General features: G+C 56.5%; 22 protein-coding genes and 1 pseudogene. 12 read left to right on the forward strand and 11 right to left on the reverse strand.

Going from position 1 to position 24,896, the window contains the following annotated elements; genetic code table 11:
- Positions 1-11 precede the first annotated feature (11 nt).
- The 3 genes from mrkC to mrkF are packed head-to-tail and all read left to right on the forward strand — an operon-like array spanning position 12 to position 4,133.
- The gene (gene mrkC, locus LPQ25_RS04205) at positions 12-2,498 is read left to right on the forward strand and encodes a type 3 fimbria usher protein MrkC (RefSeq protein WP_000813718.1); all 2,487 of its coding nucleotides are present in this window, start codon (positions 12-14) and stop codon (positions 2,496-2,498) included.
- Complete coding sequence (gene mrkD / locus LPQ25_RS04210) at positions 2,489-3,484, forward strand: type 3 fimbria adhesin subunit MrkD (RefSeq protein WP_004149659.1); 996 nt, start codon at positions 2,489-2,491, stop codon at positions 3,482-3,484. The genes mrkC and mrkD overlap by 10 nt, the downstream gene beginning before the upstream one ends.
- Positions 3,485-3,497: 13 nt before the next feature.
- On the forward strand, positions 3,498-4,133 hold the full coding sequence (mrkF, locus tag LPQ25_RS04215; RefSeq protein WP_002916122.1) for a type 3 fimbria minor subunit MrkF: 636 nt from the start codon (positions 3,498-3,500) through the stop codon (positions 4,131-4,133).
- Between the two features lie 34 nt (positions 4,134-4,167).
- Here mrkF and mrkJ read toward each other — a convergent pair whose 3' ends face one another.
- From mrkJ to LPQ25_RS04245, 6 genes are all read right to left on the reverse strand, one after another.
- Positions 4,168-4,884, reverse strand: coding sequence for a cyclic-di-GMP phosphodiesterase MrkJ (gene mrkJ / locus LPQ25_RS04220; RefSeq protein ID WP_004149658.1), 717 nt, complete (start codon positions 4,882-4,884; stop codon positions 4,168-4,170).
- A gap of 143 nt (positions 4,885-5,027) precedes the next feature.
- Positions 5,028-5,612: a transcriptional regulator MrkI gene (gene mrkI / locus LPQ25_RS04225; protein WP_004149657.1), complete on the reverse strand. Its 585-nt coding sequence runs from the start codon at positions 5,610-5,612 to the stop codon at positions 5,028-5,030.
- A gap of 5 nt (positions 5,613-5,617) precedes the next feature.
- Positions 5,618-6,322, reverse strand: a complete 705-nt coding sequence (mrkH, locus tag LPQ25_RS04230; RefSeq protein WP_004152886.1) for a transcriptional activator MrkH — start codon at positions 6,320-6,322, stop codon at positions 5,618-5,620.
- A 382-nt stretch (positions 6,323-6,704) separates the two neighbouring features.
- On the reverse strand, positions 6,705-7,583 hold the full coding sequence (locus tag LPQ25_RS04235) for an aldo/keto reductase family oxidoreductase (RefSeq protein WP_014906966.1): 879 nt from the start codon (positions 7,581-7,583) through the stop codon (positions 6,705-6,707).
- Positions 7,584-7,701: 118 nt separating this feature from the next.
- Positions 7,702-8,931, reverse strand: coding sequence for an amino acid permease (locus tag LPQ25_RS04240; protein ID WP_002916058.1), 1,230 nt, complete (start codon positions 8,929-8,931; stop codon positions 7,702-7,704).
- Between the two features lie 123 nt (positions 8,932-9,054).
- Positions 9,055-9,516, reverse strand: a complete 462-nt coding sequence (locus LPQ25_RS04245) for a multidrug/biocide efflux PACE transporter (RefSeq protein ID WP_002916056.1) — start codon at positions 9,514-9,516, stop codon at positions 9,055-9,057.
- A gap of 102 nt (positions 9,517-9,618) precedes the next feature.
- Between LPQ25_RS04245 and LPQ25_RS04250 the strand changes: the two genes are divergently transcribed.
- The 3 genes from LPQ25_RS04250 (at position 9,619) to ompK26 (ending at position 12,730) form a co-directional block, all read left to right on the forward strand.
- A complete protein-coding gene (locus LPQ25_RS04250; protein WP_002916055.1) occupies positions 9,619-10,488 on the forward strand; it encodes a LysR family transcriptional regulator in 870 nt (289 codons plus the stop codon).
- 118 nt (positions 10,489-10,606) lie between these two features.
- Positions 10,607-11,785 (forward strand): acetyl-CoA C-acetyltransferase, encoded by a 1,179-nt coding sequence (locus LPQ25_RS04255; RefSeq protein ID WP_002916052.1) that lies wholly within the window; start codon positions 10,607-10,609, stop codon positions 11,783-11,785.
- Between the two features lie 249 nt (positions 11,786-12,034).
- Positions 12,035-12,730 carry a KdgM family porin OmpK26 gene (ompK26, locus tag LPQ25_RS04260; protein ID WP_002916050.1) on the forward strand — a complete coding sequence of 232 codons (696 nt, stop codon included), beginning with the start codon at positions 12,035-12,037 and terminating at the stop codon, positions 12,728-12,730.
- Positions 12,731-12,865: 135 nt separating this feature from the next.
- Here ompK26 and LPQ25_RS04265 read toward each other — a convergent pair whose 3' ends face one another.
- Positions 12,866-14,041, reverse strand: coding sequence for an oligogalacturonate lyase family protein (locus LPQ25_RS04265; RefSeq protein ID WP_002916048.1), 1,176 nt, complete (start codon positions 14,039-14,041; stop codon positions 12,866-12,868).
- A 143-nt stretch (positions 14,042-14,184) separates the two neighbouring features.
- Positions 14,185-14,316: a hypothetical protein gene (locus LPQ25_RS27205; RefSeq protein WP_009485911.1), complete on the reverse strand. Its 132-nt coding sequence runs from the start codon at positions 14,314-14,316 to the stop codon at positions 14,185-14,187.
- A gap of 210 nt (positions 14,317-14,526) precedes the next feature.
- On the opposite strand from LPQ25_RS27205, the gene kduD reads away from it, so the two are divergent.
- Positions 14,527-15,288 carry a 2-dehydro-3-deoxy-D-gluconate 5-dehydrogenase KduD gene (gene kduD / locus LPQ25_RS04270; RefSeq protein WP_002916003.1) on the forward strand — a complete coding sequence of 254 codons (762 nt, stop codon included), beginning with the start codon at positions 14,527-14,529 and terminating at the stop codon, positions 15,286-15,288.
- A gap of 295 nt (positions 15,289-15,583) precedes the next feature.
- Positions 15,584-17,005: an arabinose-proton symporter AraE gene (araE, locus tag LPQ25_RS04275; RefSeq protein ID WP_002916001.1), complete on the forward strand. Its 1,422-nt coding sequence runs from the start codon at positions 15,584-15,586 to the stop codon at positions 17,003-17,005.
- Here araE and LPQ25_RS04280 read toward each other — a convergent pair.
- A complete protein-coding gene (locus LPQ25_RS04280; protein ID WP_004181200.1) occupies positions 17,002-17,997 on the reverse strand; it encodes a LacI family DNA-binding transcriptional regulator in 996 nt (331 codons plus the stop codon). The genes araE and LPQ25_RS04280 overlap by 4 nt on opposite strands.
- A gap of 94 nt (positions 17,998-18,091) precedes the next feature.
- On the opposite strand from LPQ25_RS04280, the gene LPQ25_RS04285 reads away from it, so the two are divergent.
- From LPQ25_RS04285 to LPQ25_RS04300, 4 genes and pseudogenes are all read left to right on the forward strand, one after another.
- The gene (locus LPQ25_RS04285; RefSeq protein WP_004143987.1) at positions 18,092-18,226 is read left to right on the forward strand and encodes a hypothetical protein; all 135 of its coding nucleotides are present in this window, start codon (positions 18,092-18,094) and stop codon (positions 18,224-18,226) included.
- A gap of 12 nt (positions 18,227-18,238) precedes the next feature.
- Positions 18,239-19,480, forward strand: a complete 1,242-nt coding sequence (locus LPQ25_RS04290) for an MFS transporter (protein WP_002916000.1) — start codon at positions 18,239-18,241, stop codon at positions 19,478-19,480.
- 19 nt (positions 19,481-19,499) lie between these two features.
- Positions 19,500-20,931: pseudogene (locus LPQ25_RS04295) on the forward strand (glycoside hydrolase family 32 protein).
- Positions 20,932-21,053: 122 nt separating this feature from the next.
- Positions 21,054-22,397 (forward strand): carbohydrate porin, encoded by a 1,344-nt coding sequence (locus tag LPQ25_RS04300; protein WP_014906968.1) that lies wholly within the window; start codon positions 21,054-21,056, stop codon positions 22,395-22,397.
- Between the two features lie 59 nt (positions 22,398-22,456).
- Here LPQ25_RS04300 and LPQ25_RS04305 read toward each other — a convergent pair whose 3' ends face one another.
- Both LPQ25_RS04305 and LPQ25_RS04310 read right to left on the reverse strand, forming a co-directional pair.
- Positions 22,457-23,743, reverse strand: a complete 1,287-nt coding sequence (locus tag LPQ25_RS04305; protein WP_002915998.1) for an ABC transporter substrate-binding protein — start codon at positions 23,741-23,743, stop codon at positions 22,457-22,459.
- A gap of 16 nt (positions 23,744-23,759) precedes the next feature.
- Entirely contained in the window at positions 23,760-24,887 is a 1,128-nt protein-coding gene (locus LPQ25_RS04310) for an ABC transporter ATP-binding protein (RefSeq protein WP_004211903.1), read from the reverse strand.
- Positions 24,888-24,896 lie beyond the last annotated feature (9 nt).

Raw genomic sequence — 24,896 nt, forward strand, 5'->3', positions numbered from 1 at the left:
GGGAAAAGCTAATGAAGCAGAGGTCATTCTGCCCGGGAAGATTAAGCACCGCGATCGCCATCGCGCTGTGCTGCTTTCCGCCATTTTCCAGCGGACAGGAAAACCCGGGAACGGTATATCAGTTTAACGACGGCTTTATTGTCGGCAGTCGCGAAAAGGTCGATCTGTCGCGCTTTTCGACCAGCGCGATTACCGAAGGCACTTACTCCCTTGACGTCTACACCAACGACGAGTGGAAAGGGCGCTACGATTTACGCATCGCGCGCGATAAAGATGGTCGGCTGGGCGTCTGCTACACCAAAGCGATGCTGGCCCAATATGGCATCGCGGCGGAAAAGCTCAATCCGCAGCTGAGCGAGCAGGAGGGCTACTGCGGTAGCCTCAAATCCTGGCGCAACGAAGAAAACGTCAAAGACAACCTGGTCCAGTCCTCCCTGCGGTTGAACATTTCGGTACCGCAGATCTATGAAGATCAACGCCTGAAAAACTATGTCAGCCCGGAGTTCTGGGACAAAGGTATTACCGCGCTCAATCTTGGCTGGATGGCGAACGCCTGGAACAGCCATACCTCTTCGGTGGGCGGGTCGGATAACAGCAGCGCCTATCTGGGCGTCAACGCCGGACTGTCGTGGGACGGCTGGCTGCTGAAGCACATCGGCAACCTGAACTGGCAGCAGCAGCAGGGTAAAGCGCACTGGAACAGCAACCAGACCTATCTCCAGCGCCCTATCCCACAGCTCAACTCCATCGTCAGCGGCGGGCAGATTTTCACCAATGGTGAATTTTTCGACACCATCGGTCTGCGCGGGGTTAATCTTTCCACCGATGACAATATGTTCCCGGACGGCATGCGCTCGTATGCTCCGGAAATTCGCGGCGTGGCGCAGAGCAACGCCCTCGTCACCGTGCGTCAGGGCAGCAATATTATCTATCAGACCACCGTTCCGCCCGGACCGTTTACCCTGCAGGATGTCTATCCTTCCGGCTATGGCAGCGATCTTGAGGTCTCGGTGAAAGAAGCGGATGGCTCGGTAGAAGTGTTTAGCGTGCCTTACGCCTCCGTTGCTCAGCTGCTGCGCCCGGGCATGACCCGCTACGCGCTCTCCGCCGGTAAAGTGGACGACAGCGCGCTGCGCAACAAGCCGATGCTCTATCAGGCGACCTGGCAGCACGGGATCAACAACCTGTTGACCGGCTACACCGGGGTCACCGGTTTTGACGACTATCAGGCCTTCCTGGTGGGGACCGGGATGAACACCGGCATCGGCGCGCTCTCTTTTGACGTCACCCATTCGCGGTTGAAGAGCGATGCCCATGATGACTCGGGTCAGAGCTATCGCGCGACCTTTAACCGCATGTTTACCGATACCCAGACCAGCATCGTGTTGGCGGCGTATCGCTACTCGACGAAAGGTTATTACAACCTCAACGACGCGCTGTACGCCGTCGATCAGGAAAAAAATAGTCGCAGCAACTACACCCTGTGGCGGCAAAAAAACGGCATGACCTTCACGGTGAACCAGAACCTGCCGGACGGCTGGGGCGGGTTTTATCTCAGCGGCCGTATCTCCGATTACTGGAACCGCTCCGGGACCGAGAAGCAGTATCAGGTCAGCTACAACAATTCATTTGGTCGTCTCTCCTGGTCGGCGAGCGCGCAGCGCGTCTATACGCCAGACAGCTCCGGTCATCGTCGCGACGATCGTATTTCACTCAACTTCAGCTACCCGCTGTGGTTTGGCGATAACCGCACCGCCAACCTGACGTCGAACACCTCGTTCAATAACTCGCGCTTTGCCAGCTCGCAGATTGGTATCAACGGTTCGCTGGACAGTGAAAACAACCTTAACTACGGCGTGTCGACCACCACCGCCACCGGCGGTCAGCATGATGTGGCGCTCAACGGCAGCTACCGTACGCCATGGACCACCCTCAACGGCAGCTACAGCCAGGGCGAAGGCTATCGTCAGAGCGGCATTGGCGCCAGCGGGACGATGATCGCCCACAGCGGCGGCGTGGTGCTCTCACCGGAAAGCGGCTCGACGATGGCCCTGATTGAAGCCAAAGACGCGGCCGGGGCGATGCTTCCGGGATCGCCGGGCACCCGTGTGGACAGCAATGGTTACGCCATCCTGCCGTATCTGCGCCCGTACCGGATTAACGCCGTGGAAATCGACCCGAAAGGCAGCCATGACGACGTGGCCTTCGATCGCACCGTGGCGCAGGTTGTGCCGTGGGAAGGCAGCGTGGTTAAGGTCGCGTTCGGCACTAAGGTGCAGAACAACCTCACCCTGCAGGCGCGCCAGGCGAACCACGAGCCGTTGCCGTTTGCGGCAAGTATTTTCTCCCCCGACGGCAAGGAGATCGGCGTTGTCGGCCAGGGCAGCATGATGTTTATCAGCGATGCGAACGCCAAACGCGCGATTGTGAAGTGGAGCGGCGGGCAGTGTTCGGTGGATCTGGGACAGCAAACAACAAAGGATAGCGTATGTCGCTGAGGAAATTACTAACGCTTTTTATCGTCTTAATGGCGCTGGGAACCACCTCGTCCTGGGCCTCCTGTACGCGTCTCTCATCGCCAACGGTGATGCTGGACATGGTGGTGGGCAGGGTGGTGGTGCCCCCGGATCTGCCGGTGGGCTCGGTGATCCTTACCCGCGACTGGACGATGAGCGCTCCCGGCGGGGCAAGCTATCGCTGTACTTCCGGCACCAACCGCTTTGCGGCGAAGATCGTGTCGCCAGGGGCCACGGACCTTGGAAATAAAATCTACTCCACCAACGTGCCGGGAATCGGCATGCGTTTCAGCCGCGGCGGCGCAACGGTAAATATCGTCTATCCCGACGTCTTTTCGTCCCGGGTATATAACACCACCAACTATTCCCTCGAAGGGTCGCGCTTTACGCTGGAGATTATCAAAACCGCGGCAACCACCGGCAGCGGCACCCTGGCGGCGGGTAAGTACACCTCCTACGACTGGGAGAGCGGCGGTAACCCGATCCTCGAAACCTATCTGAGCGCCAACGCCATCACCGTGGTCTCGCCCTCCTGTTCGGTGCTGAGCGGGAAAAATATGAATGTCGATGTGGGTTCCATCCGGCGCACCGACCTGAAAGGGGTCGGCACCACCGCCGGCGGGAAGGATTTTAATATCGACCTGCAGTGCAGCGGCGGCCTGAGTGAAACGGGATATGCCAACATTAGCACCTCGTTCTCCGGTACCCTGGCCACCAGCACTACCGCTACCATGGGCGCCTTGCTGAATGAAAAAGCCGGCAGCGGGATGGCGAAAGGCATTGGCATCCAGGTGCTGAAGGATGGCTCCCCGCTGCAGTTTAATAAGAAATACACCGTCGGCCGCTTGAATAATCAGGAGACCCGCTACATCACCATACCGCTGCACGCGCGTTTTTATCAGTATGGCCCGACGACCAGCACCGGCGAGGTGGAGTCGCATATGATCTTTAACCTGACGTACGATTAATACGGGAGGGGGAATGAAGGGATTGCCGAAAAACACTATCGCGTGGCTGCTATTTTGCGGCAGCCTCGCCGCCCCCTCGGCGTGGGGTTTTGAGACCAATTACGATCGCGGACGGGTCGATTTTGCCGGGCGGGTGACGGATATTTCCTGTAGCGTCGCGCTAAACGGCGGCCAGCATGCCGGCAGCGGTAATGTCTGGCTGGCGCCGGTCAGCCTGGCGGAAGTCCACGATCGCGGGGCCGGGGCGTTTATGAAACCGCAGCCGTTTACCCTGGCACTGTCAAACTGCCAGCTGCGCCATGATGGTGGGGCAGCCTCGCAGGATGAGGTGCGTCGGGTCAGCGTGCGCTGGGTCGATGGTTTTTTACTGACGGCGGTCGGTAACGAAAACGCCGGGTATCTGGCCAATACCTTGCCGGATGGAGCGCAGAATATTTATCTGGCCCTATCGACTAACGATAATAATACGCTGGATAAGAGTAATAAAATTGTCCCGGCGGACCCGCAGCAAAATCAGGTGCGTTTGCAGGAAAGCGCGGTCAGCGGCGGCCTGTTCACCTATTACGTTGGCTATGTTTCGCCAACGCCGAAAAGCGCCACCAGCGGGCCGATTACCAGCTGGGCAACGTGGGAATTAGTTTATAATTAAGTGACGTTAAAAAGCCGGGAATTCCCGGCTTTGTTTACATGGCAATATCATCGGCGACCAGTTGTTCAATACTGACTTCCCGCCAGTAATGTCCCTGGATAGCAAACCACTCCATTCCCTGCAGCCATTCTTTATGGGCTTCGCTTTCGACACCTTCAATAATCACATTATGATGGTTGCGCGATAAAAAGGTCACCAGCGCATCCATCAGCTGGCGGCCGGACTCTTTGCGCATCAGGTGCCAGAAAAAATCCTTATCAATTTTCACATAGTCAAAGTGATAACCGCGAATAGCGTTAATTCCCGCGTAGCCGGAGCCGAAGTCGTCGAGCCACAGTGAGGTATCCTGTGGGCTCTGCCAGGCGGCAAGAGAATTATGCAGCAGATTCTCGGCGTTTTCGGTTACCTCGAAATGGACGCAGGTCAGGGCGGCGATTTTGGCTTTTATATCCTTCTGGCGCAACAGGTTCAGGATATGGTCATCAACGTTAATTGTTGCGGAAATATGGTTACGTAAAAACCAGGCTTTATGCTTTTCAATCAGTGCCAGTTGTTCGAGAAAAATACGTTCACGAACGGCGGCGGTAGCATGGCGGAAAAAATCTTCGGGGGAAATAGAAAGATTATCAAAGCGGCTTAAGCATTCCACCGCGACCAGAGTACCTTGTGGGGAAAACATTTTCTGAAAGACGTAGCGTACAGCGATATCATTACGAGATAAAATGTTGTCTTCGAATATTTTAGTGTTCATTATCCCTCTTCACGAGGTTAGTCAGACAATAGGCAGAGGATACATTAATTATAGGCTACCTGATGATTAATGGGAATGGCGGGAAATGTAAATCAACAGCGAATAAGTACGCTTTATCCGCTACTGATTTACCGGGAGAACATTTAGCATTGATGGAGAGCGGCAATACGCTGATTCATAGTGCGGGAATTATCAATACCCAGTTTTTGCATGATATGGATGCGGTGGCTATGAACCGTTTTATGAGCAATGCCGAGCAGGGCGGCAATACGCTTATTATTATTGTTGGCAATGAGCAGTTCGAGGATCTGACACTCCCGTGGTGAAAGCTGTTTGCGCAATCCTCGCGGCGGCAGTTCGCTGACGCCTTTGGCGCGCTGGACGATAGATGAAAAAAGAGTTAGCGGAGATTTCTCGCTAATAATCATAGCATTGTCAAAGTTTATCAACTCTCTGCACAGCCCGACAATGTCGCTTTTCACCATTAGCACCGGCTGCTGGCAGCGCAGCAGGGAAAGGCGGAGCGCATTCAGCAGATCGACGATTCTGATGGCAGAAATATCCTTATTAATTAAATTGAAAATAATCGTCTGGGCCAGTGGCAGATGTTTCTCATGGATGACATCGGCATAACTCAGACGGGTGGCATTTTCATGGCTATCAATAAGGTAGTGATAGATTGAGTGACCAATGAGATTGTCATTGGTGTACAGCAATATACTGTCCAAGGTTGTCAGATTCTCTTTTTGCGCTTGGCTTCTAAGATCAGGTCCAGCAGTATCTTCTCTATTCTGCGCTGGTCATCGAGATGGCGGAACTTAAACTGGCAGGATATCTGATAGTAGCTCTCACTCTCTTCATTAGCGTTATCCAGGGTGATAACAATGACATTTTTGACCACCAGGTCGATGGTGATCTCGCCATATTCTGCAAGCATAAGTACGGCGTTTTTCAGTAAGGCGTTGTGGCTGAGAAATTTAAGATTCGGCGTTTTGGTCATCAATGCGCAACCGCCATCTGAAATGTCTTTGATATCGAAAAGATAGTTTTCGCCGTTTTTATGGCGGCCGCGGCAATAAAAGTCATGCTCATGGCGTAAACGAAAGCGGGGATCGCGGCGACGCTGCACTACCTGCAGGCATTCAGGCAATGAAAAAGCGTAGCGGATACCTTTATCGACACCGCTATTGTCATGTTTTGTCAGGGCCGCATTAAACTCTATTTTCCCTGAATCGCTATGCAGGAGAAAGCGAATTTTATGCCCGGACGGGATTTTGCGATGGGTCTGAATATGAAACTCGGCAAAGTCCACGCGCGTCAGTTGGGTTATGATACTGGTGTTGTTAAAAAATATTTCAATTTCAGTACGTTTGCGCAACTCCTCTCTGAAAATAGCAATAATTTCATACTTACTGGTCTTTATCGTTCCCTCTGTCATATGCATCCCTTGTAAATAGTTGTCGTGAGGCGTTTGATTTTTCTTATAGCAATAGCAACATTCTGATTGGGTTAATCAGATGTTTTTATGAGCGTTTGATGTTATTGACTATCTTTGCAGCCAGATTGATATGTATAAACTTGGAATTTGATATTGTATTTCCTGTAATCAAGAGTTTCGAATTTTGGTCATGACAAAAACGACAACGGCCTCCAAGCTGGAGACCGGTCGAAGGATAAAAACTTAAGTTTAATTAACGGGGATAATGAGAGAACGATCGTCGATCACGCCCCATTTGTAGGATCTATAGTGCCAGTAGTGGTGAGGTTTTTCCAGGCAAATATTGAGGAGGGATAGGGTTCCCTCCATTTTGTCTGGCAGGTCAGCGGCGCGCGGCGGTGGCGATATTATCGAGGGTGCGCAGCGCTTCCGCGGGCAGGACCAGCTCGGCAGCGGCAATATTTTCCGCGAGGTGCGTGCGGGAGGAGGTGCCGGGGATCAGCAGAATATTTGGCGCTCGCTGGAGCAGCCAGGCGAGGGCGACCTGCATCGGCGTCGCCTCAAGCGAAGCCGCGACCTCGTTCAACTCCTGCGCCTGCAACGGCGTAAAACCGCCCAGCGGGAAGAAGGGCACCCAGGCGATGTGCTGGGCGGCCAGCGCATCCACCAGCGCGTCGTCGGCGCGATGGGCAACGTTATAAAGGTTTTGCACGCAGACGATGGGCGTCATTTTCTGCGCATCCGCGACCTGCTTTGCCGTCACGTTGCTGAGGCCGATATGGCGGATTAATCCTCGCTCTTTCAGTTCCAGCAGGGTGGCGAGTGGCGCCTCCAGCGAACCCTCCACCGGGCCGTGCGGGCTCAGCATACTGCGCAGATTAACCACTTCCAGTACCTCAAGCCCCAGGTGACGCAAATTGTCTTCAACGGCCTGGGTCAGTTCGGCGGGCGACATGGCCGGTAGCCAGTTGCCTTTCTCGTCACGGCGGGCGCTGACCTTGGTGACAATGCACAGATCGTCAGGGTAGGGGTGGAGCGCTTTGCGGATCAACTGATTGGTGACATGTGGACCGTAGAAATCAGAGGTATCGATATGGTTTATCCCGGCCTCGACGGCGGCCTGTAGTACGCGCACCGCTTCTCCAGGATCTTTGGGCGGGCCGAAAACACCGGGGCCGGCCAGCTGCATCGCGCCGTAACCTAAGCGATAGACCTGGTGATCGCCGAGCGTGCCGCGACCGGATAAGGTGACACTGGACATAAGAACTCTCCTCACGGTGGCTAAGCCGTAAGTGTAATCCGCTCACAAGGAAGGCAAGGGGGAGAATATTGTCAGAATGTGCGACAGCAGCTCAGGCAGCCGCTGTCGCCAGAGGGGATTAGCCGAAGAACATCACCGACACGCAGAGCAGGCCTACCACCAGCGTAATGGCGTTACCCACCGAGCGGTACGGCTTCAGCGCCGGAATGAGCCATGTCGACAGCGTGGGCATAATAAACAGGATCATGGCGATAAGCGGTCCGCTGATAGCGTAGATCATTGAGATCGCATTCGGGTTGATAAAGCACACCGCAAAAGTGAAGGCGGAGACCAGCAGGATCGACATCGCGCGGTTGAAAGCGCGGCTCTTACGCACGCCCAGCAGGCCCAGCGAGCTTTTGACGATTTCGCTGGCGCCCTCAATCACTCCGAAGTAGGTTCCGAGAAACGACTTCGACATAGCGACGACGGCGACGATGATGCCGGTCACCGCCAGCCATCCCGGCGCGCCTGGCACCATCGACAGGGCGGAGAGGATAGTCACCCCCTGATCGCGGGCGGTCTCTATATAGGTTGCCGGGATCGCCAGCAGACAACTGAAGACAAAAAACAGCACGCTGGCGCAGATGATGGTGTAGGCCACCTTCATGATTTTTTTGCATTTACCCATGGCCAGGTCGCCGTGTTTCTCCTGCTGATCGATAGCAAAAGTCGAGATGATCGGCGTATGGCTAAAAGCGAAAACCATCACGGGAATAGAGATCCAGACCTGGTGGAGCGTCTGCGGGCTGAACTGCATCTGGCTGGTGAGATGCTCCGGATGCCAGTCGCGGATTAAATAGAGGGAGAGAAACAGGAAACAGGCGATAAGCGGGAAGACCAGAAAGCCCATCACCTTGATGGTGACCTGCCGTCCCATGAGAAAGATCAGGTTGAGGACCAGCACGACCCCCAGACTTAGCAGCGCACGCAGCCCTGGGGTCATCGGCGTGCGATGCGCCACCTGTTCGGCCAGCGAGTTGGTGATGGCCACGGCGTAGATGAGCACCACCACAAAGAAGGCAAGGAAATAGAGGCCGGTGATCAGGTTGCCAATTTTCTTACCATAGTAGTGATTAACTGCGCCGGTGATCCCGGTTCCCGGCGCGATATTGGCCGAGAGAATAAACTGGCTCAGCGCTTTGTGGGGCCAGTAAGTGAGCGGCCAGGCGACCAGCGCGGTGATGAACAGCACAATGGCGCCAGCCGAACCCAGCTGGATCGGTAGAAATAGCGTCCCAGCGCCTACTGCAGTGCCATATAAGGCAAAACTCCATAGAGTTTCTTCTTTAGACCAAATTTTAGACATTATGCGACTTTATCAACCGTCAAACCAAAAAAAAGGAGTGCAATTTACCATATTTATGGTTCGTCTGTTGCGATAGTTTTTGGTGATAAAGTCGCGGCGGATCGTCGAAGATCCGCGCCGGGATTAACCGCGCGCCGTCTGGCGCGGGCGGCGGTGACGAATAACGCGCTCGCGCAGGGTGTCCCATACCCAGTTAAAGGCCATGGTGTAGGGCAGGAAGAAAAGCATAAAACCGATCTCCAGCATAAACGCCTGCAGCAGCGAGACGCCCAGCACGATCGCCACCATGGTGACGCCAATGATGACGAATCCGGTTTCGAAACCGAGCGCGTGCAGGGCGCGTACTTTCAGCTGGCGGGGGAAGCGGGAGACCGGCCACAGGCGATCGAACGCCGCGTTATAGATAATGTTCCATACCATCGCCAGGGTGGCGAGCAGAATGCTCAGTCCGCCCATCTCCACTACCGAGCGCTGCATCAGCCAGGCGGCGGTAGGGGCGAGGATCAGCGTCGCCAGTCCTTCGAAGGTGATGGCGTGGATAACGCGTTCGGTGAGCGTCTTGCGCTGATGTGGGGTCTGTTGCATGGCGAGCTACCTCCAGTTTTAGCCTGAACAGGAAATTACCCGGCAGTTTATGGAAAAATATGATAAACAAAAGATAGGACCCATCGATATTGTAGATACATCATGCGTTATTCACCGGAAGCCTTAACCGCCTTTGTCGAGGCGGTCGACAGCGGATCGTTCTCCGCCGCCGCCCGCCGCCTGCGGAAAAGTCAGTCGACGATCAGTACCGCCATCGCCAATCTGGAGGCCGATCTCGGTGTAATCCTCTTTGACAGGGCAACGCGGCAACCGACGCTGACCCCGCAGGGGGAGCAGGTGCTGAGCTATGTCAAAGCGATTCTTGCCGCCAGCGAGCGGCTGGACGAACTGGCTGTGTCGCTGTCCGGCGAGACGGAGCCGCGGCTGACCTTCGTGCTCTCCGATACTCTGCACCCGGACGTGCTGGAAGATCTGCTGGTGCAGTTTGACCGCCGCTTTCCTCATACCGAGTTTGAGTGTTTGATTGGCGAAGACGAGGATGTGATCGATCTCTTGCAAAAATCCCGCGCCCAGGTGGGGCTGATTGAGGCGAGGGAGCGCTACCCCACCGATATCGGCAGCACCCGCCTGCCGCTGCAGACGGCGATGGGCATTTATGTAGCCCCTGGCCATCCGCTGGCGGCGCAGGGTAAGGTCGCCTGGGATGAGCTGCGCAGCTGGCGCGAGCTGCGTTTGAGCACCTTTCTGGCCAGCGCCACCGAACCTGCCGCAGGCCAGGTCTGGTCGGCGCCAAACTACCTGCTGCTGCTCAGCATGGCGGCGCAGGGGTTCGGCTGGTGCATTCTGCCCAGCGCGCTGGTGGCGGAGTTTGCGCCGCAGGGCGGGCTGGTGGCGCTCGATATCCCCGGCTGGCCGCGGGCGATTTCAGTCGATCTGCTGTGGAATAAGAAAGCGCCGCCGGGAGCGGCCGGCAGCTGGCTGCGTCAGCATCTGCAGCGGCGTGAACGTTAACGAATAGCTATTTCTTTGTGATTGGCTTCACTTTTTTTAAACAATTACAAAGTTTTTTGATAACAATTATCTAGTATATCGCTGTTTCTTTGCGCAAATGCATGGGCAGGGGTAGAGGATGAAGGATGTCGTGATCGTCGGCGCGCTGCGAACGCCGATTGGCTGCTTTCAGGGCGCATTATCGCGCCATTCAGCCGTCGAGCTGGGGAGCGTGGTGGTGAAGGCGCTGGTGGAGAAGACGGGAATCGATCCGCACAGCGTGGATGAGGTGATCCTCGGCCAGGTGCTGACCGCGGGGACCGGACAAAATCCGGCGCGTCAGTCCGCTATTCGCGGTGGGCTGCCTAACACCGTATCGGCTATCACCATTAACGATGTCTGCGGTTCCGGCCTGAAGGCTCTGCACCTCGCTACCCAGGCGATCCAGTGCGGGGAAGCGGACGTGGTGATCGCTGGCGGCCAGGAGAATATGAGCCGCGCTCCGCATGTGCTTACCGACAGCCGCACCGGCGCCCAGCTGGGCAACAGCCAGCTGATTGACAGTCTGGTGCATGATGGGCTGTGGGATGCTTTCAACGATTATCATATGGGCGTCACGGCGGAAAACCTGGCCCGGGAATTTGGCATCAGTCGCGAGCTGCAGGACGCCTGGGCGCTCAGCTCACAGCATAAGGCGCGCAAGGCGATTGATTCCGGTCGCTTTCGCGATGAGATCGTCCCGGTTGTCACCGAGCATAACGGCGCGGCGCGCACCGTGGATACCGATGAACAACCGCGGGTGGATGCCAGCGCGGAAGGGCTGGCCAGCCTGCAGCCCACCTTCGATCGCCTTGGATCGGTGACCGCCGGCAACGCCTCAAGCATCAATGACGGCGCGGCGGCGGTAATGATGATGAGCGAGGCTAAAGCGCTGGAGCTGGGGCTGCCGATCCTTGCGCGGATCCGCGCCTTCGCCAGCGTCGGCGTCGATCCGGCGCTGATGGGCATTGCCCCGGTGCATGCCACCCGTCGCTGTCTGGAGCGGGCCGGCTGGCGGCTGGACGACGTCGATCTGATCGAAGCCAATGAGGCCTTTGCCGCTCAGGCGATCTCGGTTGGCCGGGTACTGGAGTGGGATGAGCGCCGGGTCAACGTCAACGGCGGCGCGATCGCCCTCGGCCACCCCATCGGCGCCTCCGGCTGCCGGATTCTGGTGTCGCTGGTGCATGAAATGATCAAGCGCGATGCCCGCAAAGGTCTGGCGACGCTGTGCATTGGCGGCGGTCAGGGCGTGGCGCTGGCGGTAGAACGCGCATAGCGCTATACCTCGATTTCCATGGCCTCCTGCGGGAGGCCTTTTTTATGCGCCGTGCTTTGCCGAACCCTTATTTTTTCCCCTCCCTCTTTCACTCTCCCCGGCGAAATTATTGAGCTTCGTCACGTCTTGTTGTGCCACCTTTTTTGAAACAAATAACTACGATCCTGGTCACTAAAACTATGGTGCCTAAAAAATAAAATGATGTTTCATAAAAACGAAATGTCATTTTATTTATTGTAAGGGTACCCTATGTTAAAACGCTCTCTGGTTCTCGCCGCCCTCTGCGGTATGTCTTTTGCAGCAACCGCGGTAACGATAGATTTACGTCATGAATTTATTGATGGCGGAAAGAGTGATAAAAGTAATGCTGACCGCGTCTCCGTTTCTCACCGCTTTGCCAACGGCTTAGGCTTTACCGTCGAGGCCAAATGGCGTTCGGGTGGCGACAACGGTTCGCAACCCTATTCGGACGTGGTGGGCAATGGTCATGAAGACACCATCAGCTGGCGCTGGAAAGCAACGTCGAACTTTTTCCTCACCCCCGGGTTTACCATTGAGAGCAACGACAGCCGCTCCATCTACAAGCCGCACCTGCACGCGCAGTACAGTTTCGACAACGGCTTCTATGTCGCCGCTCGCTATCGCTATGAGTACACCCGCTACCCGAACAACGCCGGCAAAGATGATGACAAAGTTAACCGCGGCGACGCGTGGGCCGGATTTGTCCTCGGCGACTGGCGTACAGAGCTGAACTATGTCTATGCCCGCAGCTCGGAAGGGGTCAGCCGCAACGACAATAAACCCTACTCGCAGGAATATAACGTGAAGGTGGCCTATAAGCTGGATAATAACTGGTCGCCGTATGGTGAAATTGGCAACGTCGGGGTGAACGACCGCAGCGATCGTCAGACCCGCTTCCGCGTTGGGGTGGCCTACTCGTTCTGACCGACCATTCATCCCTCATCGTTTGTTTTCCCCGGCGCCGTCAGCCGGGGTTTTTTTATGGGGGAAAGAGAAGGGACAAAAAAAGCCCTCCATGAAGGAGGGCAAGGCCAGTTACAGAAAAAAGTGTGGCGTGGATCAGGCGCTCAGCATTGACGGGTGCGCGGGTAATTTCGCGATATAGATGGCCGGTTTACCGTCTTTATCGGAGCTGAACAGAATGGCGCTATCGTCCGGGGTAAATGAGGGGTGCGGGTGCGTTACCTGGCGGCTGTTGGCCACCGTCGCCCACGAGGTATCATGGCGCGCGACGCGGAAGTAGCGCTTTTCCGCCACGTTAAAGACATACAGCCAGGGATCGTTATCAATGGAGTAGCCGCCGGTATCCTTGACATCCACCGGTGTACCTGAGCCATCGCCTACCAGCAGCGTGCCATCGAAATTGCTCATCAGATGCGAGCAGGCCGGCATCGTCATCAGGGCCTCGTTGACGCCGCTTTCGGGATCAAAGCGATAGATCGTCCGCCCCTGCTGGCCTTTCAGATAGGAGACGTAGATCAGCGCCGAACCGTCCGGCACCCAAAATTCATGAGTACAGCTTTCGCCTGGAGCATGCGCTTTGACTTTGCGAACATGGCTGCCATCCTCGTTGACCAGCCACATGCGGGCGTCCACCAGATCGTGCGGCCCTTCATGGCAGAAGGCGACGGTATGGTCGTCGAAGGGACGATAGATCGGGTGTCCCAGCCAGATTTTTTCCTCATGGATCACCTGGCTCTCACCGCTGCGCAGGTCGACGCGCAGCAGGCGGCAGTGCGGTCCTTTATGGAAGAAATCATGGAAAATCTGCCAGTCGTTGAGTGGCGTCCAGTCGCTTTTGGCAATCTCAATGCCCACCAGTTTGCTGCAATCGCTGTTTGCCACCCAGGTGCCATACCCTACCCAGTCATCGCTAACGCGATAAACTTCGCGCTCGGCGAGGGTGGTCAGGTTGACTTCCAGCAGGATACGGTCATTTTTCACGTAATAAAGCGACTTATCGTCCGGGGAGAGGAAGCCGCCGAAGGTGTTATCCCCGGCGCCTTCGGTTAGCTGGACGGCCTCGGCGCTGGCGATATTCAGCAGATAGTAGTTCCAGTGGCCGTCAAACTCGCCGGCGAACAGTAAATGGCTGCCATCGTTAAAAAAGCACTTCTGATAGAAGTAGTTGCGATGACAGGTGACCTCCGGGGGGGTTAAGCGGGTGACTTCCGCCCCGGTATCCGGATCGTGGCTGACGTGATAATTCAGTTTGACCCGCATGCCTTTAGCCATGTAGTGCTCCTTTCTTTCCTGCGATGCCGCTGGACCAGAGGCGTGTCGCTGAGTGATATGTTTTAAAAGACGGGTATTAATTTATCAAAACATTGTTTCATTATTTGTGATGGCTCACGCAGTTCAGCGTAATTCCCGCGTTTTCAGCGGTCTGCTGGCTTCGCTTCGGCACCTCTGCAGACAATCGGTAGAATCTTCATCTTTTCAAAACCTTTTCCGGCCTGGCGCGTGCCGGGAGGCTCCTTCGCTTTTTCTTTTTTTGTAATCGTCATCATAAAAAATGAAACATCGTTTTAAATAATATTGAAAATGGCTGGGGGCGGGGCTAAGATGGCACCCATCAGCAAAACGGAACTCTGTTTTATTTTCATTATGGTGGGCTATGCCCGAGAGTTCGCCCCACGCTCAGTCGCGCCGCCGGCGCGGACCGGGCCGAGAGAACCTTGCCTGCAAACAGCAGGCTCTGAACGACTAAGGAACATAATATGATTCTTGATGCATTCTCCCTGCAGGGAAAAGTGGCCGTCGTGAGCGGATGCGATACCGGTTTAGGTCAGGGGATGGCCCTCGGGCTGGCGGAAGCGGGCTGCGATATTGTCGGTATCAATATCGTCGAACCGGTGGAGACTATCGAGCGGGTAACCGCGCTGGGACGCCGTTTTCTCAGCCTGACCGCCGACCTGCGCCAGATCGACGGTATTCCTCAGCTTCTGGAGCGGGCGGTGGCGGAGTTCGGCCATATTGATATTCTGGTCAACAATGCCGGCCTGATTCGCCGCGAGGACGCGCTGGCGTTCAGCGAAAAAGACTGGGACGACGTGATGAACCTCAACATCAAGAGCGTATTTTTTATGTCCCAGGCGGCGGCGAAACACTTTATCGCCCAGGGCAGTGGCGGGAAGATCATTAACATCGCCTCCATGCTGTCGTTCCAGGGGGGGATCCGCGTGCCGTCGTATACCGCATCCAAAAGCGCGGTGATGGGCGTCACCCGCCTGCTGGCCAACGAGTGGGCCAAACACAACATCAACGTCAACGCCATCGCCCCGGGGTATATGGCGACCAACAACACCCAGCAGCTGCGCGCCGACGAGCAGCGTAGCAGCGAAATCCTCGATCGCATTCCCGCCGGGCGCTGGGGGCTACCGGCCGATCTGATGGGGCCAGTCGTGTTCCTTGCCTCCTCAGCCTCCGATTACATCAATGGCTACACGGTGGCGGTGGACGGCGGCTGGCTGGCGCGCTAACCGTCCGCGATGGCCGGGGTCTGTGGTATCGCTCCGGCCTTCTGAGCAATTATTGTCCATACGCAAAAGTGCGGATCGTCCATACTCCGGAACACGGGTATAATGTTACCGCTCTGTATAAACAGGGTTATTAACTATTGGAAACGCATTTTTTGTTACTTTGAAAGTTTAATGTCCATCACAAAACCCATCCTGCCAGCAATATAGTCCATATCTTTGGCTTATCCTGCCTGACCCATTCATCCACCAGTCACGTACTTTCGTCTTATGTCTTACTCTGTGTGGCAGGAAAAAAATGACTTCAATCAGTAACGACTCTACATTATCGCCGCGGACGCAACGTGATACCCGGCGGATGAACTGGTTTGTTTCCATCGCCGCGGCGGTGGCGGGCTTGCTCTTTGGCCTGGATATCGGCGTGATATCCGGAGCGTTGCCCTTTATAACCGACCATTTCACCTTATCCAGCCAGCTTCAGGAGTGGGTGGTTAGCAGCATGATGTTGGGGGCGGCGATAGGCGCGCTGTTTAACGGCTGGCTGTCTTTCCGCCTTGGCCGTAAATACAGCCTGATGGCGGGGGCCGTACTCTTTGTGGCCGGCTCTATCGGATCCGCTTTTGCCGCCAGCGTGGAGGTGCTGCTGGTGGCCCGCGTGGTGTTGGGCGTGGCAGTCGGGATTGCCTCTTATACCGCGCCGCTGTACCTCTCCGAGATGGCCAGCGAGAACGTGCGCGGGAAAATGATCAGTATGTATCAGCTGATGGTCACCCTTGGCATTGTGCTGGCGTTTCTTTCCGATACCGCCTTTAGCTACAGCGGTAACTGGCGCGCCATGCTGGGCGTGCTGGCGCTGCCGGCGGTGATCCTGATCATTCTGGTCGTCTTTTTGCCGAACAGCCCGCGCTGGCTGGCGGAGAAGGGACGCCATATCGAAGCGGAAGAAGTGCTGCGGATGCTGCGCGATACCTCGGAAAAGGCGCGCGACGAGCTTAACGAGATCCGTGAGAGCCTCAAGCTGAAGCAGGGCGGTTGGGCGTTGTTTAAGGTCAATCGTAACGTGCGCCGGGCGGTGTTCCTGGGCATGCTGCTGCAGGCGATGCAGCAGTTCACCGGCATGAACATCATCATGTACTATGCGCCGCGTATCTTTAAAATGGCGGGCTTTACCACTACTGAACAGCAGATGATCGCCACCCTGGTGGTGGGCCTGACCTTTATGTTTGCCACCTTTATTGCGGTGTTCACAGTGGATAAAGCGGGCCGCAAGCCAGCGCTGAAAATCGGCTTTAGCGTGATGGCGCTGGGCACTCTGGTGCTGGGCTACTGCCTGATGCAGTTCGACAATGGCACCGCATCCAGCGGCCTCTCCTGGCTCTCCGTCGGCATGACCATGATGTGTATTGCCGGGTATGCGATGAGCGCGGCGCCGGTGGTGTGGATCCTCTGCTCCGAGATCCAGCCGCTAAAATGCCGCGACTTCGGTATCACCTGCTCGACCACCACCAACTGGGTGTCGAACATGATCATCGGCGCCACTTTCCTGACGCTGCTTGACGCAATTGGCGCCGCCGGCACCTTCTGGCTCTACACGGCGCTCAACGTGGCCTTTATCGGCATCACCTTCTGGCTGATCCCGGAAACCAAGAATGTCACCCTCGAGCACATTGAGCGCAACCTGATGGCGGGCGAGAAGCTGCGCAACATCGGTAATCGTTAATGTGAGGCGCGCGGCAACCACGGGCTGGCGACTTTGCGCGTCTCCCGATGGTTGTCGCCGTGAATGATATGCAGGGCGCTCAGGCGCCCGATGTCATAATGCGGCAGTTGCACTGTGGAGAGCGGCGGTAGAAACAGATCGCCAATGCCCACCATGTTGTCGTATCCCACTACCGCCACGTCCTGTGGAATGCGTAACCCCTGGCCCAGCAGCGTCTGGTAGACCATAAACGCGATGCGATCGTTGCCGCAGATCACTGAGTCAAAGCCAGGTTTACCCTCGCGGATATGCGCCAGCACCACCGCCGGGATATCGTGGTAATGCTCATCGCCCTGGCCCATATACGAATGGCTCAGATGGTCCGGTTCGATACCGGCCTCCCGGCAGGCGCGCTCCAGCCCCAGGCGGCGGCGGATCGTCGCCGGCTGGCTGGCGGGTAAGTGCAGGCACAGCGGACGACGATAGCCAGCGGCAAGCAGGGCTTTCACCGCGTCGTACTGCCCCTGTTCATCGTCCGGGATATAGCTGGCCACCGGCTGGCTGAGGCTTTCGCAGTTGGCCAGCACGCAGGGCAGAGTCAGCAGTTTTTCCGGCAGTGGTACCTGGCGCAGGCCCATGGTGGTAAAGATAATGCCGTCCGGACGGTGGGAGAGGAGCAGGTCGACCACCGCTTCCGGACGATCGTCAGAAAACATATTGACCACAAAGCTATTCCAGCCGTGGGCGCGGGCCGTCTCTTCGATCGATAAGGTGATCTCCACCGAAAAGGGCGTGGTCACGGTATCCAGCGCCAGCACGCCGATGGTGCTGGGGGTTGCGCGCGCCCCGCGGATCTTCTTCGCCGACAGGTCGGGGACGTAGTTGGTTTCGGCGATGGCGGCCTGCACGCGGGCCAGTGTCTCAGGCTTCAGCCGCTCCGGGGTGTTCAGCGCCCGTGAGACGGTCATCAGAGATACATTCGCCAGTTTTGCTACATCTTTCAGGGACGCCATTTTTTCCTCCGCCATTGCCGCAGAGTACAGGCTATACAACTAAGTCGCTGATGTAAAAGAGTGAAACGATTTTCTGCTATCGCCGTCGTGAGCTATGTTGCGGTTGATTTTTGATCGCGATCGCATCTTCATTATGTTAACGTTAACTTTTGTGATTAACATCATATATCGCAGCGAATCCACCTGCGTTTTGTTTTTTGTTAACGTTACCATAATTGCATTCCTCTAACACGAGAATGTCATGATGAAAGCGCCTCACTCACACAGCTACCCGTTGCTCAGTGCCTTACTGTTTTTCTTTTTCGTGACCTGGTCGTCATCCGGCTCCTTGCTCTCTATCTGGCTTCACCAGGAGGTTGGGCTGAAGGCAGGCGATACCGGTATTATCTATGCCGTACTGTCGGTTTCCGCGCTGTTTGCGCAAGTTTGCTATGGATTTATCCAGGACAAGCTGGGGCTGCGCAAACATCTGCTCTGGTATATCACCGCGCTGCTGATCCTCTCTGGTCCGGCGTATCTGCTGTTCGGCCACCTGCTGAAAATCAACGTCCTGTTGGGCAGCATCTTTGGCGGGATCTATATCGGTTTGACCTTTAACGGCGGCATCGGCGTGCTGGAATCTTACACCGAGCGCGTGGCGCGTCAGAGCCAGTTTGAATTCGGCAGGGCGCGGATGTGGGGCTCGCTGGGCTGGGCGGTGGCCACCTTCTTCGCCGGCCTGCTGTTTAACATCAATCCGCAGCTAAACTTCCTCGTCGCCAGCTGTTCCGGGCTGGTGTTCTTTATCCTGTTGGCGCGGCTGCGGGTCTCCTCGGCGCCGCATGCAATGCAGGAGGCGGTATCGGGCGGTAAGGTGACCCTCGAAGATGCGCTGCGCCTGCTGACGCTGCCGCGCTTTTGGGCGCTGGTCTTCTTCGTCATCGGCACCTGCATTTACGGCGTCTATGACCAGCAGTTCCCGGTCTATTTCTCATCGCAGTTCGCGACCCTGCAGGAAGGCAATGAGATGTATGGCTACCTCAACTCCTTCCAGGTGTTCCTCGAGGCGGCCGGCATGTTCTGCGCGCCGTGGCTGGTGAACCGCATCGGCGCCAAAAACGGTCTGATTTTCGCCGGCATGGTGATGGCGATGCGCATGGTGGCCTCCGGTCTGGTGGAGGGGCCGCTGCTGATCTCCATCACCAAACTGCTGCACGCGGTGGAGTTGCCGATACTGCTGGTGGCTATCTTTAAGTACAACAGCCTCAACTTCGATAAACGTCTCTCCTCCACCCTCTATCTGGTGGGCTTCGCCTGCACCAGCTCGATTATCGCCAGCGTATTGTCGCCGCTGGCGGGCTACAGCTATGAAAAATATGGCTTCGCCCAGTCCTACCTGATCATGGGCCTGCTGGTGTTCTGCACCACCTTTATTTCCATCTTCTTGTTGCGCTCCGGCAAATCCTCCGCCGATCCGCTGGTGTCGCAACCTACCGCTATCTGAATCAAAAAGAGTGAAAATGATGACTTACACAATCTCCCGGGCTGAACAGGTACTCCAGACACAACGCCAGGCGCTGAATCTGCGCTGGTATCCGCACTATCACCTGGCGGCCCGCGCCGGGTGGATCAACGACCCAAACGGTCTGGTGTGGTTCGACGGCTGGTACCATGCCTTTTATCAACATCACCCGTACTCCACCCAGTGGGGACCGATGCACTGGGGGCACGCGCGCAGTAAGGATCTGGTGCACTGGGAGCATTTGCCGGTAGCCCTGGCGCCGGAGGGCCCGGAGGATAAAGACGGCTGCTTCTCCGGCTCGGCGGTGGTCGATGGCGATACCCTGGCGCTGATTTACACCGGGCATAAGTTCCACGGCGATCCTGGCGACGAAGCCAATCTGTATCAGGTGCAGTGTCTGGCCACCAGCCGCGACGGGATCCACTTTGAGCGCCAGGGAATGGTGGTCGACACCCCGCCGGGTATGCACCACTTCCGTGACCCGAAGGTCTGGCGTGAAGGAGACAGCTGGTACATGATCGTCGGCGCGCGCGAAGGCGATACCGGCCAGGTGCGGCTGTACCGTTCAGCCGATCTGCGCCAGTGGCAGGACGCGGGGGTGCTGGATGAAGCGGAAAGCACCATGGGCTATATGTGGGAGTGCCCGGACTTCTTCACCCTCAACGGCAAACGCGTTCTGATGTTTTCCCCACAGGGGATGCAGGCCGCGGGGTTCAGCAACCGCAATCTGTTCCAGAGCGGCTATCTGATCGGCGAGTGGCAGCCAGGCCAGCGTTTTATTCGCCATGGCGAATTCCGGGAGATGGATAACGGCCACGATTTCTATGCCCGCAAAGCTTCGCCACCCCGATGGCCGGCGGATCGTGATTGGCTGGCTGGATATGTGGGAATCGCCGCTGCCGGAGCAGCAGGACGGCTGGGCGGGCATGCTCTCCCTGCCGCGCGAGCTGAGCCTGAGTGCGGATGACCGCCTGCAGATGCGCCCGGCGAAAGAAGTGGAGAGCCTGCGCGGCGCCTGGTTCCCGTGGCCGGTCAGCACCCTGAACAACCAGCAGACGACGATGGTCGACAACTGCGAGGCGATGGAGGTGAATCTGCGCTGGGACTGCGCCCGCAGCAGCGCCGAGCAGTATGGTCTGCGCTTTGGCGATGGCCTGCGCATCTACGTGGATGCCCAACAGCAGCGTCTGGTGCTGGAGCGGCATTATCCGCAGTATGGCCTGTGCGGGACGCGCAGCGTGCCGTTGACCGCCGGAGCGGATCTCAACCTGCGAATATTTTTCGATAGCTCTTCGGTGGAGGTTTTTGTCAATGACGGCGAAGCCTGCCTGAGCAGCCGTATCTATCCGCAGGCTCCCCGCCGTGAATTAGCGTTATTTGCCTGGAGCGGCTCGGCGGCATTAAACGAAGCCGGCGCCTGGCAGCTCGAATAATAATAAGGCTGTTGTCGTTAATAACCCGTCTTTGACGATGGGCGGGTTATTATTGCCTGCATCGTCGTGCGTTACCCATTAATAAAAAAATTCAGTTCATTCCATAATAAAAGGGTTTACCGATGAATAAAATCTGGGTCGGGTGTTTTCTGACGTCTCTGTATCTGCCATCCGTTATGGCGCAGGCGCCGTTATCGCTGGAGGAGCGACTGGCGCAAATGGAGCAGCGGCTAAAGGCGACGGAGGCGCGCGCCGCCAGCGCAGAGGCGGAAATTAAGACGCTGAAAGGCCAGCAGCAGGCCGCGACGGTCGCCCGCGCGGCGCCTGCTTCGCCGCGTTTGCAGCTAAATGACAATGGCGAATTAAAATTTTATGGCGACGTCGAATTTAACCTCGATGGCGCCAGTCGCACCGGCAGTCTGACGTCGGTCAAAACCAGCGCGAATAAAAGCTGGGCGCCCGGCGATAAAGAGCGCTGGGATATTAACGGTCGTATTCTGTTGGGTTTCGATGGCAGACGGAATGGCGCCGACGGGCAATATGCCGGATTCAGCGTGCAGCCTCTGGCGGATATGGATGGCAAAATGAATCTTGATGATGCGGCATTTTTCTTCGGCCAGCAGGATGACTGGAAAATAAAAATAGGCCGCTTTGAAGCCTGGGATATGTTCCCGCTGAATCAGGATACCTTTATTGAATATTCAGGTAATACCGCCAACGATCTCTATTCCGATGGCTATGGCTATATTTACATGATGAAAGAGGGGCGCGGGCGCAGCAGCAGCGGCGGTAACCTTCTGTTTAGCAAAACGGTGGATAACTGGTATTTCGAAGTTAACACCCTGGTGGAGGACGGCAGTTCGCTGTTTGTCGATCAGAACTATCATGGTAACGCACTGGAAAACCGCAAAAATGTGGTGTACGTGCGGCCGGTGGCGGCGTGGCAGTCCGGCGCCTGGTCGGCGGCCGCGGCGATAGAGAGCAATCTCGTCAACAATGCTTACGGCTATCAGAGCCAGAGCGGACGCTGGGTCGACCAGTCAAACCGCACCGGCTACGGGCTGACCATGAGCTGGAACACCCTGAAAAGCGATCCGCAGGATGGGGCGGTGGTCAATCTGAGTACCGCCCTGCTGGACGCGGCGGACGAAACCGACTTCAGCGCCGGGATCAACGCCCTTTGGCATCGCGTGGAGCTGGGCTATATCTACGCGCATAACAAAATCGACCAGTTCAACATGGCCGGGGTGAGCGGCGAGTGCGATGACGACTGCGCAATCCTCGCGCCGGGGCGCTATGACATCCATACCCTGCACACCTCCTGGCAGTTGCCGAATATTATGGCGATGCCGAACTTCAATATTTACCTTGGCGCCTACGCCTCGTGGCTCGATTCCACGGCGGCGAAGAGCGGGAATTCCGATGAACGCTATGGCGCCCGGGTGCGCTTCAAATATTTCTTCTGACAGGATACGCAGGCAGGCTCTCCCGCGGCGGACGCCACGGGAGAGTTCAGGCGGGCAGGTTAGCGCATCGCGCGGCGCAGAATGCGGTCGGTCTGGCGCTGGAAGTCCTCGGCCGCTTCTTCCACCGACTTTTTACCGTAGTCGATGTACTGCAGGGTGGTGCCGAACTGGGCGACGATCTGCGGATCGTCGAAGTACGGTGAGACCGGCAGAGCGGTGGGCAGGGATTGCGCCAGCTTCAGGCCGGACACCGCCGGATCGTCGGCTTTGATTACCCCATCCTCGGTCAGGTAGGTGACCGCCGCTTTACTCAGCGGCACGCCGCGCTCCAGTCCAAGAATATCCACCCCTTCTTTGCTGTTCAGCAGGAAGTTAATCACTTTCGCCGCCGCCTGCGGGTTTTTCGTCGATTTGCCAATCGACAACATTTGCGCGGGCTTGAAGAACAGTCCGGCATCGGTGGCGCCCGGCAGCATCGGGTATTCCCCCAGCACCAGCTTCGCCGGCGGCTTCAGGTTATCGGAATATTTGTTGATGGTGGAGTTCCACATGTAGGTCCCGCCCCATTCGCCCTGGATCCACGGCTTCATTTCGTACATGTTGCTCTTGCCGAAGGAGGCATAGTAGCGGGTGTCCGGCATCACATGGCTGTCGATAAGCTTCTTATACATACCGAAGAAATCCGCCCACTGCGCTTTGCTGTAGGAGAATTTTCGCCCTTTCTCATCGATGGCCGGCTGATTGTATTTTTGCACCATATAAGAGTTGAGCAGGGCCAGCACGTCCTGGTGTTCGAGCACCACCGGGTAGTACTGTTTCCCGAGCTTGCTTTCGAAAGTTTTTCCCGCCGCCATGAGTTCATCCCAGGTTTTCGGGAAGGGGATGCCCGCCTTTTTCCATGCTTCGTCGTTAAAGTAGAAGACGCGGGCGGTGACGGAAATTGGAATACCGTTAAGCTTGCCGTTGACCGTGGTGGACTGCAGTTCTTTGGCGTCGAACTGGCTGAGGTCGATCTCGTCTTTCAGGGTATTCAGATCGTAAAAGCCATCGCCATTTTTCGAAAAGATCGGCAGCCAGTTCCAGTTGGTCTGCATCACGTCAGGCTCGGTACCGCCGGCAATCTGGGTGGTCAGGCGTGAAAGATGGCCGTCCCAGCCGGTGTATTCTGCTTTGACGTTGATGTCTGGGTTTTGTTTGTGGAATTCCTCCAGCGCCTTGAGGGTGACCTGATGGCGGCCGTTGCCCCCCCACCAGGACATACGCAGGTCGACATCCTGCGCTAGCGAAGAGAAGGCGCTAAGGCCCAGGGTGGCGGAGAGGGTGGCGCTTATCAGCACGTTTTTCATTGTTATGCTCCAGGGTTCACAGAGAGAGGTTCTGTTCGGTTTTGGCGTCAAAGATGTGACACTTGTTGAGATCAAAGGTGAAATAGACTTTGCGATTCAGTCCCCTGGCAATCATCGGCTTCGCATCGTCCGACGGCACGCGGGCGGTCAGCTCATAATCAGCAACCCTGAGATAAACAAAGAATTCATGTCCCATGTTTTCTACGCGTACCATTTCACCCGCGCAGGAACCTTCGGCAAACGGTTCATCGGAGAGAGAGACAAACTCCGGGCGCACGCCAAAGAACACCTGCTGATTCTTATGGGTTTCAACTTTGCTTTGCAGCCGATCGTTGAGCGGCAGCCGCTGATCGCCCAGCGTCAAATGCAGGCGACCACCGTGCTCAACCAGCTGGCTGGGACGAATATTCATCTCCGGCGCGCCGATAAACCCGGCGACAAACATATTTTTCGGCTGGTGGTAGAGATTGTCCGGGGTATCAACCTGCATAATGTGGCCGAGCTTCATCACGCAGATGCGGTCGCCCATGGTCATCGCTTCCGTCTGATCGTGGGTGACGTAGACGGTGGTCGCCGGTTTGCCAGATTTTTTCAACTGCTTATGCAGATCGGAAATGCGGATCCGCATCGAGGCGCGCAGCTTGGCGTCAAGGTTGGAGAGCGGTTCGTCGAACAGGAAGACGTCCGGTTTTTTGACGATCGCCCGGCCCACCGCCACGCGCTGCGCCTGGCCGCCGGAGAGCTGGCGCGGCAGGCGATCGAGCAGTTCTTCCAGTTCGAGAATTTTCGCCGCTTCTTCCACCTGTCTGTCGATTTGCGCCTTCGGCAGCTTGCTCAGCTTGAGGCCGAAGGCGAGGTTTTCGCGCACCGTCATATGCGGATAGAGGGCGTAGTTCTGGAACACCATCGCGATGCCACGTGATTTTGGCGCCAGGTTGTTGACGATTTTGTCCCCAATCCGCACCTCGCCGCCGCTGATGGTTTCCAGACCCGCCAGCATGCGCAGGGTGGTCGATTTGGCGCAGCCGGAGGGGCCGACGATCACCATAAATTCGCCATCGGCAATCTTCAGGTCGATACCATGCACCGCTTTAAACCCGTTGGAGTAAACTTTTTCCAGTTTGTTGAAAATTACTTCAGCCATGATATTTCC

This window comes from Klebsiella sp. KPN54798 (assembly GCF_021184225.1).
GTDB classification, from domain to species: domain Bacteria; phylum Pseudomonadota; class Gammaproteobacteria; order Enterobacterales; family Enterobacteriaceae; genus Klebsiella; species Klebsiella pneumoniae.